12 protein-coding genes are annotated in these 17,294 nt (G+C 46.6%); 8 read left to right on the top strand and 4 right to left on the bottom strand.

The annotated features are described in order from the left end of the window. The first annotated feature begins 44 nt into the window (after nt 1-44). Entirely contained in the window at nt 45-1,373 is a 1,329-nt protein-coding gene (locus AC1VYS_RS25590; RefSeq protein WP_482911960.1) for a PDZ domain-containing protein, read from the top strand. Between the two features lie 57 nt (nt 1,374-1,430). Here the strand turns inward: AC1VYS_RS25590 and AC1VYS_RS25585 are convergent, their stop codons facing one another. After that, entirely contained in the window at nt 1,431-2,120 is a 690-nt protein-coding gene (locus AC1VYS_RS25585; protein ID WP_482911959.1) for a response regulator transcription factor, read from the bottom strand. A gap of 19 nt (nt 2,121-2,139) precedes the next feature. Then, nucleotides 2,140-3,357 (bottom strand): sensor histidine kinase, encoded by a 1,218-nt coding sequence (locus AC1VYS_RS25580; protein ID WP_482911958.1) that lies wholly within the window; start codon nt 3,355-3,357, stop codon nt 2,140-2,142. Between the two features lie 202 nt (nt 3,358-3,559). On the opposite strand from AC1VYS_RS25580, the gene AC1VYS_RS25575 reads away from it, so the two are divergent. Genes AC1VYS_RS25575 through AC1VYS_RS25565 form a run of 3 tightly spaced genes read left to right on the top strand, consistent with a single transcriptional unit; the run spans nt 3,560 to nt 6,865 of the window. Next, entirely contained in the window at nt 3,560-4,495 is a 936-nt protein-coding gene (locus AC1VYS_RS25575; RefSeq protein WP_482911957.1) for an ABC transporter ATP-binding protein, read from the top strand. 11 nt (nt 4,496-4,506) lie between these two features. Further along, a complete protein-coding gene (locus tag AC1VYS_RS25570) occupies nt 4,507-5,697 on the top strand; it encodes an ABC transporter permease (RefSeq protein ID WP_482911956.1) in 1,191 nt (396 codons plus the stop codon). Then, complete coding sequence (locus tag AC1VYS_RS25565) at nt 5,690-6,865, top strand: ABC transporter permease (protein WP_482911955.1); 1,176 nt, start codon at nt 5,690-5,692, stop codon at nt 6,863-6,865. The genes AC1VYS_RS25570 and AC1VYS_RS25565 overlap by 8 nt, the downstream gene beginning before the upstream one ends. Before the next feature lie 208 nt (nt 6,866-7,073). Here the strand turns inward: AC1VYS_RS25565 and AC1VYS_RS25560 are convergent, their stop codons facing one another. Together AC1VYS_RS25560 and AC1VYS_RS25555 are read right to left on the bottom strand one after the other, a co-directional pair. Beyond that, entirely contained in the window at nt 7,074-7,913 is an 840-nt protein-coding gene (locus AC1VYS_RS25560; RefSeq protein WP_482911954.1) for a flagellar motor protein MotB, read from the bottom strand. After that, on the bottom strand, nt 7,897-8,697 hold the full coding sequence (locus AC1VYS_RS25555; RefSeq protein ID WP_482911953.1) for a flagellar motor protein: 801 nt from the start codon (nt 8,695-8,697) through the stop codon (nt 7,897-7,899). The genes AC1VYS_RS25560 and AC1VYS_RS25555 overlap by 17 nt, the downstream gene beginning before the upstream one ends. A gap of 169 nt (nt 8,698-8,866) precedes the next feature. Between AC1VYS_RS25555 and uvrB the strand changes: the two genes are divergently transcribed. The 4 genes from uvrB (at nt 8,867) to AC1VYS_RS25535 (ending at nt 17,284) form a co-directional block, all read left to right on the top strand. After that, nucleotides 8,867-10,858: an excinuclease ABC subunit UvrB gene (uvrB, locus tag AC1VYS_RS25550; protein ID WP_482911952.1), complete on the top strand. Its 1,992-nt coding sequence runs from the start codon at nt 8,867-8,869 to the stop codon at nt 10,856-10,858. Between the two features lie 444 nt (nt 10,859-11,302). Then, nucleotides 11,303-14,161 carry an excinuclease ABC subunit UvrA gene (gene uvrA, locus AC1VYS_RS25545; protein ID WP_482911951.1) on the top strand — a complete coding sequence of 953 codons (2,859 nt, stop codon included), beginning with the start codon at nt 11,303-11,305 and terminating at the stop codon, nt 14,159-14,161. Between the two features lie 1,470 nt (nt 14,162-15,631). Further along, entirely contained in the window at nt 15,632-15,841 is a 210-nt protein-coding gene (locus AC1VYS_RS25540) for a hypothetical protein (protein ID WP_090923015.1), read from the top strand. A 276-nt stretch (nt 15,842-16,117) separates the two neighbouring features. Beyond that, entirely contained in the window at nt 16,118-17,284 is a 1,167-nt protein-coding gene (locus AC1VYS_RS25535) for a S1C family serine protease (RefSeq protein ID WP_482911950.1), read from the top strand. Nucleotides 17,285-17,294: the final 10 nt, after the last annotated feature.

The following is a 17,294-nucleotide window of genomic DNA, read 5'->3' as shown; positions in this document are numbered from 1 at the left end:
TCTTTTTTTCTGAACCGGCTGAAGGAGAGGAGCGAAACGCTACAATGGAATGGGTATGGCCTTGGTTAGCTACATTAGGAGAAGCGTTGTTACAGTTGTTGATTCAGCCGTTTTATTATATGGCAGTGATTCTGATTGCTTTAATTTATCATCGTCAACTGCTCCAGGAACGTAAACTCTTCCATGTACGTATGCAAAGTTCGATCACGCAGACGATTCGAGCTGTTCTTGGGGGAATTGTCATTGGTGTGCTGGTGTCCATGATATCTCTTTTCCTTGGCACTTATCTTACGCTGGGTAGTGTCATCAGCATATGGATTGCAGCATTGGTTTTATCTTTAATTCGTATCCGTTATTTGTGCTTTGCCTATGCAGCGGGGGCACTGGGGATTCTACAATTTGCTCTGAATGTAGCCTCCAGCTGGCAGCCTGTCGGTATGCTTGGACAGGCTGTGGACACAGTTCGCGCATTGGACATGCCTGTGCTGCTCGTTCTGGCTGCGCTGCTGCACTTTGGCGAAGCTGCATTAGCTCGAATGCAAGGTGTTTCTATGGCATCACCGTTTCTCATGGAAGGGAAACGTGGGAAGTTGGTAGGTGGATATCAGATGCAACTCTTCTGGGCGATTCCGCTGCTGATTCTTGTTCCGACAACCGGAGGCATTACGGAGCTGGCGTGGACTCCGCTATTTCATTCAGGCCAGGGCTATACGTTGATGGCACTGCCGATCTTGCTTGGTCTTAGCGAGAATACACAGAGCATGCTGCCTGGGCGTAAACTTCAGCTCTCAGCCAAACGTTTAATGCTGTATAGCTTGGCTTTGCTAGTATTCAGCCTGCTTGCCGTATGGTGGTCACCTTTGACGGTGATTGCAGCATTGGTTGCTTTTGCCGGGCATGAGCTTCTGGTGTGGTATAGTGCGCTCGAGGAGCAGCAACTTAGTCCTGCATTTGTTCACCCGCAACACGGGCTCAAGGTATTGAGTGTGATTCCGGATAGTCCCGCAGCGGAACTCGGGATTGAAGCCGGGGAAACACTATATAAAGTGAACGGGATACTTGTGCACTCTCCAGAAGAACTGCACCGGGCACTGCGGATGAATCCGGCTTTTTGCAAGCTGGAGGTACGTAACCATCAGGGAGAGAGCAAGTTTATGCAGCGGGCGATTTACGAAGGCGAGCATCACCAGCTTGGTGTAATTATGGCACCGGATAAACATGAGGCTTGGGCGGTTCAGCCGCGTCCGGTTACTCTGTTTCATGTGATTACACTCAAGTTATTCACTCGCCGGAAAGAGCAACGTATTGATGAGGCTCCACTTGCTTTGCCACCGGCTCCTATAGTAAACGAAAAAGGTTCCGTGGAGATGTAAAACAAAAAAAGGTATTTCCAGACGTCTGTGAGGGCGTAGGGAAGTACCTTTTTTGCTTTATTTTTTGAGCATAAAGATGGCAATTTGGGTGCGATCTCGTAAATCTAGCTTACCTAGGATTTCCGTCACATAGTTTTTGACCGTACCCTCACTGAGAAACAGCTTAGCGGCAATTTCCTTGTTGGATAACCCTTCAGAGATGGACTCAGCAACGGAAAGCTCCGCACGGGTGAGACCGTACGTTTGAAGTGGCTCGTTTACAGGGAGAGGGGCTGGCGTACGGAGAAGACCCGCGAGTTTGCGTGCGATATCCGGGTGGATCAGCATATCCCCGTTATAAACAGTTTTGATGCCCTGTACGATCCGGGCAGGAGGGACATTTTTGAGCAGATAACCGCTCGCTCCGTTCTGTATAGCCTGAATAATATATTCATCGTCGTCAAAGGTTGTTAGCATCAGCACCTGGATATCGGGGAAACGGGTTTTGATTAAACGAGTCCCTTCGACCCCATCACATACAGGCATACGAATATCCATGAGTACCACATCTGCTGGTGTTCCTGATTCAAGGGAGGCAAGTGCCTGCGTTCCATTGGATGCGGTACCTGTAACATGAATATCTGCATCCAGGCCGAGCACCACGCTAAGGCTTTCGCGGATAAAAGAATCGTCGTCGACAAGAAATACCTGAACCTGTGAAGATTGATCTGGAAGTGGGTGTTGGTTTGCATCGTTTGGTTCTGACATGAGGGTGCTCCTTTCCCTTTTAGAGTAAATTCAGTTTGTTTGAAACGGGGATGCGGGTGATGACGGTGTATGGATCAGTGGACTGAATTTCGACAGTGCCTCCCATGACTTGTGTACGCTGCCGCATGCCCTCATGCCCGAGACCCGTGGTTACGCCTGGATCTAAAAGGGAGTGAGTGCTCCCGTCATTACGGATGATCATGCAGACCTCCTGATGCCCGAAGGCCAACTGCAAATGAATGGAAGAGGCCCCTCCATGTTTAATGGCATTGGTTACCGCTTCTTTGGCGTTTTTGTACAGCACAATCTGCGTACTAGGATAGAGAACGTGTGCCTGACCACATATCTCATAATTGGTTTGTATCCCTGTATCCCGGCCTACTTCCTCTAATAGACGATCCAAAGCGTAGGTATCGGCTGCATCGAAATCAGGGCGCAGCTTGTGAAGCGTGTTACGCATATCATCCATACTTGCGGCAAGTTGATCGCGAATCTGCTTGACCATTTCCGTGCCCTGTTCGGTATTCAAGGGTAGTGTGAGCAGGGCAGCCTCGGACATCATTTTCGTGCGAATTAGACGATGTCCAATATCATCATGAAGTTGTCTGGAAATTCGGATACGTTCCTCTGCCTGGGCTGCATCCTCCAATTGTTTTGCAAATAATAGAAGTTGTGCGCGTGCCTCGTGCAGCTCATAATGTTTATGCCTTAGCTCGTCATACACATTCTCCAGTTGCTCCCGGCTATTTGCTGTCTTGGCCCCTTGCCAAGAGAGTACGGCCGTCATCAACAATAGCAGATTCCCGACAATGCCTACCTTGATGGAGTCTGAGAACCAAGTGAAAGTTTTAACTTGAACTGCCACGGCTTCAAGATTTAGCACAGATGGAGTTGTATAATGCCAATGCAGTGCAAAATTACTTGCAATAAGCTGAATTCCTAACATAACCCATCGTGTAGATCCGCTTAACCGATACATATAAACATAGAGCACCGATAGAGAGATGAAGAACATAAAGGGGCCATATTGAGCTAACAACCAGCTAGCCCACAAAATTTCTGCCAAAAAGAATAGCGATTTTTGAGCAAGTGAACGGGTAAAACGGTTGGCTACCGCAAGTCCAGCTGCAATGAGGATATACAGGGTATATACTGCTTCGCTGTGCATGGGAAGGGTCAAACTGAACAACACAGCGGGTACGAATAATAAACCATATTGCAGGAATCCCATGGGCATATGTAGTGACATCCTTTTTAAGAAGATTGAAAAAATAAGATGATTATGCACCCTCGATTATAACATAGGCAATCGCAAGATCAGGAGATGACTTAAGTCACCTTTGATGTATGACTTTGTGTACCTTCGCCCAAGGTAGACATTCGTTACAATAAACTTAGAAATATCGCGGCAAGAGCTCATATGGGAGGGGCATACGTAGATGAACATATTGGAAATGGATCATGTCGTCAAACGATATGGCAGCAAGTTATCGGTGGATCACCTGAACCTGAATGTAGAAAAGGGCGAGATTTTTGGTCTGCTTGGCCCAAATGGAGCGGGGAAAAGTACCACAATCAGCATGATCGCAGGTTTATTGAGCATGGACCAAGGAGAGATCAGACTGGATGGTATATCGGTGAAAGAGCGACCGCTGGATGTAAAACGCAAGATTGGACTGGTTCCACAAGATTTGGCTCTATATGAAACGATGAGTGCCACGGATAATGTTACCTTTTTTGCCCGGCTCTATGGATTACGAGGCAAGATGCTCAAAGAAAGAGTACAGGAATCTCTTGAATTTGTCGGTTTGCAAGATAAGGCCAAGGATGCTCCATCTACCTTCTCGGGCGGGATGAAACGCAGGCTCAACATTGCATGTGCACTCAGCCATCGACCCGATCTGATTATTATGGATGAACCGACCGTAGGCATTGATCCGCAGTCCCGCAATCATATTCTGGAATCGGTGCGAACACTTAACAAGATGGGCTCGACCATTATCTATACAAGTCATTACATGGAGGAAGTTGCCGCGATCAGTAATCGCGTAGCCATCATGGATCAAGGCCGAATTATTGCTTGTGGCACCGAGGCCGAGTTAAGGGAACGCGTTGCATCGGAGGAAAAAATCGTACTTGCAACTTCGGGCATTGATACCGGTGTTGTAGAAGAACTTAAGCTTCACCCGCGTGTACGGGCAGTCGAAGTTACGGATGATACATTAACGATTATGCTGCCTTCGGCACAGCAGGCGCTGCAAGATATGCTGTTTATTTGCAGCAAGCATGACATAACCATTCAATCCCTCCGGGTCGAAGAACCGGATCTCGAGACGCTTTTCCTCAATCTGACCGGGCGTACGCTTCGAGACTAGGGGGAGATGGCATGAGCATATGGCATATTTGCATCTTTGAACTCAGACGTATTCTGAAAATTCGTTCTGTGGTCATTAATCTGTTTATTCTGCCTTTATTATTGATTTTCATCTTGGGAACGGCATTATCGAGTGCGATGGGAACAGGAAAAGATACGACGCCTGATACGCTGCGCTTGGGGATTGTGCAATCGAACGAAGCGGCATCCTCTCCGGTAGGTGAAGCGCTGAAAGCCTTTGTAGCTACACCTAAGGTGGCCCAAATGATAAAAGTGAAAAAAATGTCTTCGCAGGACGACACGATAGATGCCTTAAAACAAGGAGATCTTGATTTTGGGGTGATCATAACTTCGGATGTGGTGCAGCAATGGATGGCAGGAAAAACCGTTAAGCTGCAATGGATACTTGGAAAAGACAACACACTTAATGTAGTAGGGCAGGCTTTATTCACTAGCTTTACAGATGAGTTGAACCGACGGGCTGCCATTGCAAAAGTCCTTGGGCCAGAAACGGTGCTGGCGATGGCCACGCAAGATGGGATTGGATCGCCATCAGCACAGCCAACTATTAGGGTCAGCAGCCCGGGGCATTCCGGTCAATCCTACAGCGCTTCACAATATTACGCTGCAGCCATGCTGGCGATGTTTATGCTGTACTCTGGTATGACCACCGTTAACAGCCTGTTTACGGAGCGCGACAAACAAACACTTGCGCGTCTTCAGGCAACTCCGGTAGGCAATGGAGTGATCTTTGCTGGCAAAGTTGCAGGCAACAGTCTTCTTGCCTTTTTACAAGCAATCATTATTATCGTGATGACGAACCTGTTATTTGGCGTGAATTGGGGTAGTCATCCTTGGCTGATCGTACTGATCTGTATACTTATTACGCTGGCATCCATGACCTTGGGCATTATTGTGGCCTTGGTTAGTAAAAGTGCTGCCTCAGCTACTGCGTTAATGCAGGGGATTATCATCGTGATGACCTTTATTAGCGGTGGATTTACTCCGATCGCCATTGATTTTGTACAGCGCATTAGCGAATTCACAGTGAATCATTGGGCGCTTCAAAGTTTTCTGAGTATGATGCTGGATGCTACTATGCAAGAGATCATACACAATATTTTAATGCTCGGGGCTGTGTGTGCAGTGCTAGCAGCCGCTGCCGCAGTGATATACAGGAAGGTTGGATACCGTTATGAATAGTCTGCATATCGCTTGGCTAATGATCCGGAGAACACTAGGGCGTAAACGTGGGTTTGTTGCATTTTTACTGCTGCCATGTCTTGTAGTGACAGGTGCAGTTGCTCTTTTTGGAAGTGAGCAGGCCAGTCGTGCGGTCGTTTCTTATGTCAATATGGATGAGGGGATCGCGGGATCATGGATGATCAACGAGCTCGCTCGTACGAAGGACTACAGCTTCAAAGCTGTGAGTAACGAGGCGGAAGTGAAATCGGATATCGTCCGGCAAAAAGGAAGCATGGGAATTGTAATTCCCGCCAATTACACCGAATCGCTGTTACAGGGGAAGCCCGCGGAGATTCAGTGGATTGAAATGCGTGTCAGCGAAAGCTCATACATCCTACGAGCAGCCGCCGAAGGGGTTGCGGATGGGTTGAAACAATCTGCTGCTGCCGTACAAACATCTGCTTCCATGTCGCCTTCTAACGCTGACGCTAGGAATCAGGAGGGGAAACTCGAACAGCTCCTGCAAGAGATCGGGAGGCATCATCTATCCGGGGAAGCATTACATCTGCAGCTGTATCCAAAGCCAGGGTTAAACAACGTCACCGGATTCACGATCATGTTCATGATGGGACTGTTGACGAGTGCAGTTGCTGTTATTATGGAAGACCGAAAGCAGCGAACCATGGCTCGAATGTATGCCGCTCCGGTCAGATCATATGAGATCGCGCTTGGGAATTTTCTGGGAAGTCTTGCGATTGGGGTCATCCAGATTACGCTCGTGCTCGGCATAAGCCGTTGGGTGCTACATTATGATGCAGGGATTCCGTTTGGTGTTCATTTTCTGATTCTTAGTGCATTTATGCTTGTATCAATGGGAATTGCAAGTACTGTCAGCGGACTCATCCGTGAAACCAAAAATGCCAGTATGTTGAACTCCCTCATTATTGTACCCACCTGTATGATTGGGGGCTGCTTCTGGCCATTATCCATCATGCCGGAGTATATGCAGAAGCTTGCGAACTTTGTACCACAGAAGTGGACCATTGAGGCTGTAGAAACGATCTCTGCCGGAGGCACGTTGGCGGACATTACCCTGCCGCTGCTGATCTTGTTTGCCATGGCCGTGATCCTGCTAGCTATCGGTTCGGTCATACTTCGTCCGGATCAGCCAGGGATGGATGCGTAGAATGAGAGAACCGAACGAGAACAGGGTTACGATTATTGGTTATTGAGTATAATGCAAATATAAAATGAACAGAAAAAGCACGTCTGCCGGGATGAATATCGCAGTACGTGCTTTTTGATGTTCTACTTTTCAAATGAACTTTATTATATAAGTTCGCATTAAAGGGTTAACGGAGACTTGCAAGACGGTTAAAACTTGTGGCCATCAACTAAGGTTGCAACTGGCGAAGCACCGTAATTTCAACCCGGCGATTCTTCTGTCTTCCAGCCGCGGTTTTATTATCTCCGGTTGGGCGAGTGTCCGCATAACCCGCGTATTGGAAGTGGTCGGGGTCAAGTTTACCTTGATCCAGAAAGAAGCGGAGTACCGATAACGCCCGTTCTCCGGATAGTTCCCAGTTATCTTTGAAGGTGGAGTTTGCCCCAATTGGAATATTGTCTGTGTGCCCCTCAATACTGACCACCATTTGCAGATTACGAAACAAACTGGCGAGTTTGCTGAGTGTGGGGGCAGCATCGTTTTTCAGAGCAGCCTGTCCTTGGTCAAACAGAAACCGGTCACTTAGCGTAATGGAGATGCCCTGCGGCTTGTCCGCCACGAAAATTTGATTATCCAGTTGATTATCCTCAATATATTGGGTAATCACATTGAATAGATTTTGCAGTTCCTGCTCCTGTGTCCTGAACTGTTCTTCCCGCTCTGTGAGTGGACGGCTGTTTTCATCTGGGCTATCTTTACCCGAGTCGGATGCGGGGTCATGGTTATCCTCTGACCCTCCCTGAATCTGGGAAGGAGGTGTCTTGGTAATCGTTTGACCAGGTGTCTCGCCGAGTCCATCCCCCAGCTCAAGAATGGAGTCCGATTTATTAAAAGTGCTTTGAAGGGATTGAGTCACAACATCATATTTACCGGAATCCAGATTGCTCATGGCATACATGATGACAAAAAAGATCAGCAGCAGCGTAATGAGATCGGCATAGGTAATCATCCATCGCTCCCGATGATCAGCAGTTTCACGTTTGGCACGCCGATTACTGCGACGACTCATCCAACCCCTCCTTTGCAAGCGGAGGCTGTACGACTCTGCGGTGCGAGAGTGTAAAAGACTCTAGCCGTTTGCGGACAAGCTGCGGATTCTCACCATTCTGAATGGCAAGTATGCCTTCGAGCATCATCTCCATGGATTGAACTTCGTCAGCCCCTCTGGATTTGATTTTGGAAGCGATGGGTAAAAAGATCAGGTTAGCACTGGCAACCCCATACAGGGTAGCGGTAAAAGCTACAGCGATGGCTGGTCCGAGTCCTGTTGGATCGGTTAAGCTTCCTAACACTTGAATCAGTCCCATTACAGTTCCGATGATCCCCATCGTTGGAGCATAACCGCCGGCAGATTCAAATATTTTAGCATAACCTTCATGCTTCTGTTCTACAGAATCAATCTCCATCTCCAGAATCTGACGAACAACATCCGGATCTGTACCGTCGACAACCATCTGGATACCATCTTGTAAGAAAGGATGTGGATGATCGACTACTCTGCGTTCCAGGGCAAGCACACCGGATCTGCGGGCAATGGATGACATCTCGATCAGTTCTTCAACCCATTGTTTGGAATCATGAGGATGACGTCCAAACGCCATGCGTAAAGCAGCAGGAATCGTGCGCAGACGGTATGAAGGAAAGCTGGCTACCACAGCAGCAATTGTACCCCCGAATACGATTAAAGCAGCCGTTTTCTGCAACAGGCCAGATAACTGACCGCCTTCCCACAGAAAACCACTGATAACTGCGGCAATTCCGGCTATGATACCGATAAGTGTCGCAATATCCATAAATTAACCCACTCCTATCTTGATTTCACGTTTGCAACACTAAAACGAACAAGGTATAATTGAACGGGAACAAATATTCCTATTACTATAAGTTTTCCCAACTGGAAATTCGGGGAACTTCGACAATATATAGTGACTATTATTTTAGACGATAGGGTGAGATACGGCAATGAGCGATATTATTATGAGCGACAAAACGTTCGAAATCGAGTCAGAGTTTTCTCCCCAGGGTGATCAGCCTGCAGCCATTAAGGAATTGGTGAAGGGTGTTCAGGAAGGGAAGAGATACCAGACGCTTTTGGGTGCAACAGGTACAGGGAAGACATTTACCATTGCACAGACCATTGCCAAACTGCAACGCCCCACGTTGATTATTGCACACAATAAGACACTGGCAGCGCAGCTGGCAAGTGAGTTCAAAGAATTTTTTCCGAATAACATGGTTGAGTATTTTGTCAGTTACTATGACTACTATCAGCCAGAGGCCTATATTCCTTCCTCCGATACGTACATCGAGAAGGATTCAAGCATCAATGAAGAGATTGATAAGCTGCGACACGCAGCGACCAGTTCGTTGTTTGAACGCCGCGATGTCATTATTGTAGCGAGTGTGTCGTGCATATACGGTTTGGGTTCGCCACATGACTACTCCAGTATGTTGCTGTCTCTGCGAGTAGGAATGGAGAAACCACGTAATCAGATTCTGTCCCGCCTTGTCGAGATACAGTATCAGCGGAATGATATTAACTTTGTACGTGGTACGTTCCGTGTCCGTGGCGATGTTATTGAGATTTTCCCAGCCTCTAAGGGTGAACATGCCATTCGAGTCGAGCTGTTCGGAGACGAGATTGAGAAAATTACCGAGATTGACGTCTTGACCGGAGAATTGATCGGTGAACGCGAGCATATTGCCATTTTCCCGGCATCTCACTTCGTAACCCAGGAAGAAACGATGCGTGTGGCACTTGTGAATATTGAGCGAGAGTTGGAAGAACGACTCGAAGTGTTGCGTGAGCAAGGCAAGTTGCTGGAAGCACAGCGTCTGGAGCAACGTACACGATACGATATCGAGATGATGAAGGAAGTCGGATTCTGCTCAGGGATCGAGAACTATTCCGGACCGCTGACCTTCCGTGAACGCGGAGATACACCATACACACTAATGGATTATTTCCCGGATGATATGTTGATCGTGGTGGATGAGTCTCACGTTACATTGCCGCAGATTCGCGCGATGTACAATGGTGACCAAGCGAGGAAGACTGTACTAGTGGATCACGGTTTCCGCTTGCCTTCTGCACTGGATAACCGTCCGCTTAAGTTTGAAGAGTTTGAAGAAAAGATGAACCAGATTATCTATGTATCGGCGACACCAGGGCCTTACGAGATTGAGCATACCGATACGATGGTTCAGCAGATTATTCGTCCTACTGGCCTGCTTGATCCTGTTATTGAGCTGCGTCCGACGAAAGGACAGATCGATGATCTGATTGCAGAGATTAACGACCGGATTGCCAAAGACGAGCGGGTGCTGATCACTACGCTGACCAAGAAAATGTCGGAAGACCTGACGGATTACCTGAAGGAAGTTGGCATTAAGGTTAGATATCTGCACTCGGAGATCAAAACACTGGAGCGGATGTCGATTCTGCGTGATCTGAGGCTGGGTACCTTCCATGTATTGATTGGAATTAACTTGCTTCGGGAAGGTCTGGATCTACCGGAGGTTTCACTGGTGGCTATTCTGGATGCGGATAAGGAAGGTTTCCTGCGTTCCGAGCGTTCCCTGATTCAGACGATCGGGCGTGCCGCGAGGAACAGTGAAGGTAAAGTTATTTTGTATGGAGACAAAGTGACGGATTCCATGGATAAAGCGATTAAAGAGACGGAACGACGTCGTACTATTCAGATGGAATACAATGAGAAACATGGCATTACACCACAGACGATTCGCAAAAAAGTACGTGATGTGATTGAGGCAACAAAGGCTGCTGAATCCAAAAACGAGTATCTGACTGGCGCTGCCGAGAAGATGTCGAAGAAAGAGCGGCAGTCGCTTATTCAGCGTCTGGAAGCTGAGATGAAAGATGCAGCCAAAAACCTGCAGTTTGAGCGTGCGGCCGAGCTTCGTGATGCACTGCTGGAGCTGCGAGCAGAATAGATATAAGTCGATAATGATTCAACATGGATGATAAGAGAACGGCCGGTCTGGCCGTTCTCTTATTGAGTAAATTGAAGTAAATAAATGTATCCATTGACCCGATAATAAGTCATGTTGAAATCGCAAAATCAGGTCTATACTGATAAAAATGACGAATTTGGTTAAGAGGTTTATATGTAAGTAGTTGAACAAATCATTTACACAGAAACGGAGAGGACAGAAAAGACCTGGAAAAGCGGAGCGTTCGCCTAAAAGCTTTCTGACAAGAAAGCTACATCGGAAGCATAAGCTTATCAACAGATTTTTTCCCTTAAGTAAGTGGAAATTAAAAAAATCTGGGGATAACAGCGATTGTAAGGTTATTCTGTCATTGGAGTGTACACGTGTAAAGAATCTATAGTTCAACTTTTATAGAATAGAAAAGCAATGAGAGGATGAATACCATTGGCGAGCGAGAACATTGTCATCAAAGGTGCACGAGCGCACAACTTGAAAAACATCGATATTACCATTCCGCGTGACCGCTTTGTCGTATTGACCGGTTTGAGCGGATCCGGAAAGTCCTCGCTAGCGTTTGATACGATCTATGCCGAAGGACAGCGGCGTTATGTAGAATCATTGTCAGCCTATGCACGTCAGTTTTTAGGTCAGATGGAGAAACCGGATGTCGATTCGATTGAGGGTTTGTCTCCTGCGATTTCAATAGATCAGAAAACAACAAGCCGTAACCCGCGTTCCACGGTCGGAACCGTTACCGAAATCTATGATTACCTGCGTCTCCTGTTTGCACGTGTGGGTCATCCCCATTGTCCGGACCACGGGATTGAGATTACATCCCAAACGGTGGAACAGATGGTGGATCGTATCATGCAATATCCTGAACGTACCCGGTTGCAGATTTTGGCACCAATTGTTGCGGGACGCAAAGGGGAGCACAAAAGTGTATTTGCTGATGTGTCCAAACAAGGTTTCGTACGTGTACGGGTAAATGGAGAACTACGTGACCTATCAGAAGACATCCAACTGGAGAAAAACAAAAAACACACAATAGATGTTGTCGTTGACCGGATCGTTGTAAAGGATGACGTTCAGGCACGGCTGGCAGACTCTATTGAGACGGCTCTCAATCTGTCCGGCGGACAGCTGCTCGTTGATATCATTGGTGAAGAAGAGCTGCGCTTCAGTTCGAATTTTGCCTGCCCGGTCTGCGGATTCAGCATTGATGAGCTGGCGCCTCGGATGTTCTCTTTTAACAGCCCATTTGGCGCTTGCCCGGATTGTGACGGTTTGGGTGTCAAAATGATTGTCGACCCGGATCTGCTTGTGCCAGATCGCAGCAAAACGATTGAAGAAGGGGCGTTTGATGCCTGGACTGGAGGAACGTCCACGTATTATCCGCAATTTCTCCGCTCGGTATGTGAGCACTTTAATATTCCGCAGGATGTGCCTGTCGAGGATCTGCCTGCTGATCAGATGAACAAGTTACTACAAGGGACAGGCTCTGAGAAAATAAAGTTCCGCTACGAGAATGATTTTGGACAACGTAAGGAAGCACTGGTTACGTTTGAAGGTATCGTTAACAATCTGGAGCGTCGTTATCGCGAAACGGCTTCTGAAGGCATCCGTGAGTTTATTGAAGGATATATGAGTGCGAAGCCTTGCGGGACATGCAAAGGGCAACGTTTGAAACGCGAAAGCCTTGCAGTAACGATTAATGATCACAACATGGCCTATGTAACGAGTCTGTCTATTGGTGAAGCGGGACGATTCTTTGATACACTGCAGCTGACCGAAAAAGAACAGACCATTGCAAAACTGATTCTTAAAGAGATTAACAGTCGTTTAGGCTTCCTCGTTAATGTTGGTCTGGATTACCTGACCTTGAGCCGCGCTGCTGGAACGTTGTCCGGCGGTGAAGCACAGCGGATCAGACTAGCCACACAAATAGGATCAAGCCTGATGGGCGTGCTCTACATTCTGGATGAGCCAAGCATTGGTCTTCACCAACGGGACAATGATCGTTTGATCTCCACGCTGGCACATATGCGGGATATCGGCAACACATTGATTGTGGTAGAACATGATGAAGACACCATGATGGCTGCGGACTATATTATCGATATTGGTCCAGGTGCAGGAATTCACGGCGGTATGATTATGTCACAGGGTACACCGGAAGAGATTATGAATGACGAAAATTCGTTAACGGGTCAGTATCTTAGCGGACGGAAGTTTATACCGATTCGTAATGAACGCCGAAGTGTTGGGGACCGTTGGCTGGAAGTACGCGGAGCCAAAGAGAATAATCTGAAGAATCTGAATGTGAAAATTCCTGTAGGAGTATTCACCGCTGTAACGGGAGTGTCGGGTTCGGGTAAATCCACGCTGATTAACGAGATTCTGTACAAAACGCTGGCGCGCGATCTAAACCGTGCACGAGTTCGCCCAGGGGCACACAAGGAGATTCGAGGACTGGAGCATATCGATAAAGTGATTGATATCGACCAGTCGCCGATCGGACGAACACCACGTTCTAATCCGGCGACGTATACGGGTGTCTTTGATGATATTCGTGATCTGTTTGCACAGACGAACGAAGCCAAAGTGCGTGGATACAAAAAAGGCCGTTTCAGCTTTAACATCAAAGGTGGACGTTGTGAAGCTTGTCGGGGAGACGGCATTATCAAGATCGAGATGCATTTCTTACCGGATGTATACGTGCCGTGCGAGGTTTGCAAAGGCAAACGGTACAACCGTGAAACGCTTGAAGTGAAATATAAAAACAAAAATATTTCGGATGTGCTCGAGATGACAGTGGAGGACGCTACTCAATTTTTCGAGAACATTCCGAAGATTCATCGCAAAATGCAAACATTGCTTGATGTCGGCCTCGGTTACATCAATCTGGGTCAACCTGCGACAACACTGTCCGGTGGTGAAGCACAGCGTGTGAAACTTGCTTCCGAACTGTATCGTCGGAGCACTGGCAAAACGATCTATATTCTGGATGAGCCTACGACAGGTCTGCATGTCGATGATATCGACCGTCTGCTGAACGTGCTGCATCGCCTCGTCGATTCAGGAGAGTCTGTGCTTGTCATCGAGCATAATCTGGATGTCATCAAAACAGCCGATTATATCGTTGACCTCGGCCCCGAAGGAGGAAGCGGCGGCGGTACAATTGTAGCGACAGGAACGCCGGAGGATATTATTCAGGTCGAGGAATCCTATACAGGTAAGTATCTGAAACCAGTATTGGAACGCGATACGGAGCGGAGCAGAGCCCTACAACTGGTGGACTAGTAAGAGTAAGAGTAAGAGTAAGAGTAAGAGTAAGAGTGTGGAAAAGTTGTAATTCGGACGATGTAGATGCACCATGCTCGGTTCGGCTTACCTGTAACTTGTACTATGAAATTCGATTAGGTACGGAGTTATCATAAAGACATGAACCTTCTTTGCCTGAGAAATAGGCTGTGGATGAATGCCACCCCCATTTCTACGGTGAGGAAGGTTTTTTTGTGTTGTTTAAGAGTAGGGGGGATTTGGGGGATAGAAATCTGTGATAAAAAGGTGGAGCGGATTCTTAGAGATTATAAGTACATTAAGTAGAGGTAGAGGTGAGGTAGAAGTAGAAGTAGAAGTAGAAGTAGAAGTCGGAAACAGGAACATAATGATCAAAGGAATAAGGAGGTCAGCAGTGTCGACCAGAAGAATAAACAGTTAGCATTACTAAGCAAGTAGCAAGTAGCAAGTAGCAAGTAGCAAGTAGCAAGTAGCAAGTAGCAAGTAGCAAGTAGCAAGTAGCAAGTAGAAGGAGTAAGGAGTAAGTGGCAAGAAGTAATAAGCCGTAATCAGTAAGGGGTTATGAGCAATAACTAAAAAATCTAAAAGAAGTATTAAAAAAGGCCGAGAATCTTTAAGAGGGTTTTAGGTTTTGCAATATTTGTAATAGTTATGGAGTCTTTAATGAGAGGGGGCCTACGCTGGAGGTGTTATGTTGAGTGTAAGAATTGCGCTAAAGTGTATTTATTAAATGAGTTGATCGAGGGTAAACCGCCAGAGTAGTTTCCGTCATCTACTAATCCAACTCGAAATATTCTAACGATCACAGAAGAGCTTATTTGAGCAAAATCAGGTAAATCAGAATTCTAACGATCACCAGCGACGTTATTTCATCGAAAAAGCGAGGAATAGACTGTTTTTCGACGATTTTGAGTGAAATAAGCTTCCTCATGATCGTTAGATTTTGAAACAGGTGATAATCGGCCTAATAAGCTCCGTGGTGATCGTTAGAGCTGGGTGACTACGGTGAATGCTTGGATTTACTCGTAATTAAATGGAGCTACATGAACTACATATGGAATACATGTACTACGTGGACTACATGGAGCTATACGGATTTTAGGGGTGAATACTGGAGTTTTATAGAAATTCTCAGAACTGCTTAAAAATTCTTAGAACTACTTAGAATTACTTAGGACTAAGAACCGCCTACTAATCATCGATGACTGCTTCTGCATCCTGTTCCTATCTCCCTATTACATCTTATCTGTGACCCGTGTACGTCATCATCTATTAGCTGTGAATAAGGCGATTAATGAAAGTGTTTACATATCAGACCAGGCAAGCTTTCATGAGCGGGGTGGTCAAGCTGGATTTTTTTCATTTTTCTGGATGATAGGGCTTGCATTACTAACAGGGTACAGATAACATAGAGGAAGAGTTTAGGGTATGCGTTAGTTGTTCAATTATGGTGAGGAGGTCTGTCTATCCATGCTGCTTGCAGAGGCTGCCACGGCGAGTACATCGAATTTTAATGCATTTGATATTTTTGTCATCTTGTTTACAATCCTGATTTTTATCGGACTGGTTCGTCTGCTTCGTGCACCGAAGAAGAATTTGTTTGCCATCGGGTTTACAGTTGTCAGTCTGCTGGTATTTTTGATGACAGACTACGCGATGATTACAGGCTGGTTTGGTTAACAGAGACACACCTATGCAATAGAGATGAGAATACGTATTAGTCGTATTAAACACTTTCCATAATAAAGATGGAAGGTGTTTTTTCATGTCTGCATATCTCGAAATAGAGAGTCACTTTTTGTCGAAAAAGAACGAAAATTAAAACGATTGTACAGGCATAATTTGTATGATACATTGAGGGATACCAGTATTGCAGATGAGAGAGAAGATAGATTCGGCCAGGAATCGGCTGTCCAGTCGCGCAAGAAGGATGTATAGAGAGGGTCAGGTGAAATCATGAAAAGGTTTTTAACGAGAGCGACAGCTATGATGATGATTATGGTGCTCTCCATTGGTATGGCGGCTACGGCTGGAGCTGCATCTTCTAAGACAGGCATGCAAGCCAAGGTGATCGACGGCCAGGTGTATGTGAATAGCAAAGATCTGGTGAAAATATTTGGTGGCAGTGGACAATATGATGCCAAATCTGGAACGTATACATACAAGGGAAGTGCGAACATTCCGCAAGTGATCGAGAAGGTATCCCCGTCGGTGGTAGGCATTATCGGCAAAACGACGGAAAACCAGAACGGGTCGGAAAATGACCGTTATAATCTAGCACACGGCACAGGCGTTATTATTCGATCTAACGGATGGATTGTGACGAACGCCCATGTGGTAGATGAGCTGGTTGATCCAGTCGTGGTAACGACGGATGGTAATACATATAACATTACAGAATCATTCAGTGATCCATTAAGCGATCTTGCACTAATTAAAATTGATGCCAAATCCCTTAAACCTGCGGTATTTGCTAAAGCTTCGCAGGCGGCTGTGGGTGAAACGGTAATTGCAATTGGTACACCGATTTCTTTTTCATTGCGTAATTCAGCCACGGTTGGTGTGATCAGTGGTTTGAATCGTGGTGTAGAAGCTTCCTACCGCTTAATTCAGACGGACACGGCTATTAATCCGGGGAATAGCGGCGGGCCGCTGGTTAACTTGAAAGGAGAAGTTGTCGGTATCAACTCGATGAAATTTTCTGCGGTTGGCATTGAGAGCATGGGATTCTCCATTCCGGTGGATACCGTGAACTTTGTCATCAATCAGTTTTTCAAATATGGAACGGTCAAACGTGCAAGCCTCGGATTGCAGCTGGAAGAGAGCTGGTCGGCAATAGTAGGATTGCCTGCGGAAGACCCGTTGACGGTTACGAGCGTACTGAGCCCGGAAGCGAAGAAAGCCAAAATCAAGGAAGGGGATGCCATCTACAGCATTGCGGGCAAACGTGTATCTTCGGTAGTCGATATCAATGAGCTGCTCAAAGCCTACTTACCTGGACAAAAGGTAAAGTTGCTGGTGCAAACGGACGGAGACATCGTTACCCGCACTTTAGTACTCGTGGATCGAGCTTCCCTGGAAGATCAGTCCAATGAATCGCTTTTAATGGATGAAGAACAATAAAGCCCGGCAA

The sequence above is a fragment of the Paenibacillus sp. G34 genome (assembly GCF_056856875.1).
This window is presented reverse-complemented; position numbering and strand designations above follow the sequence as displayed.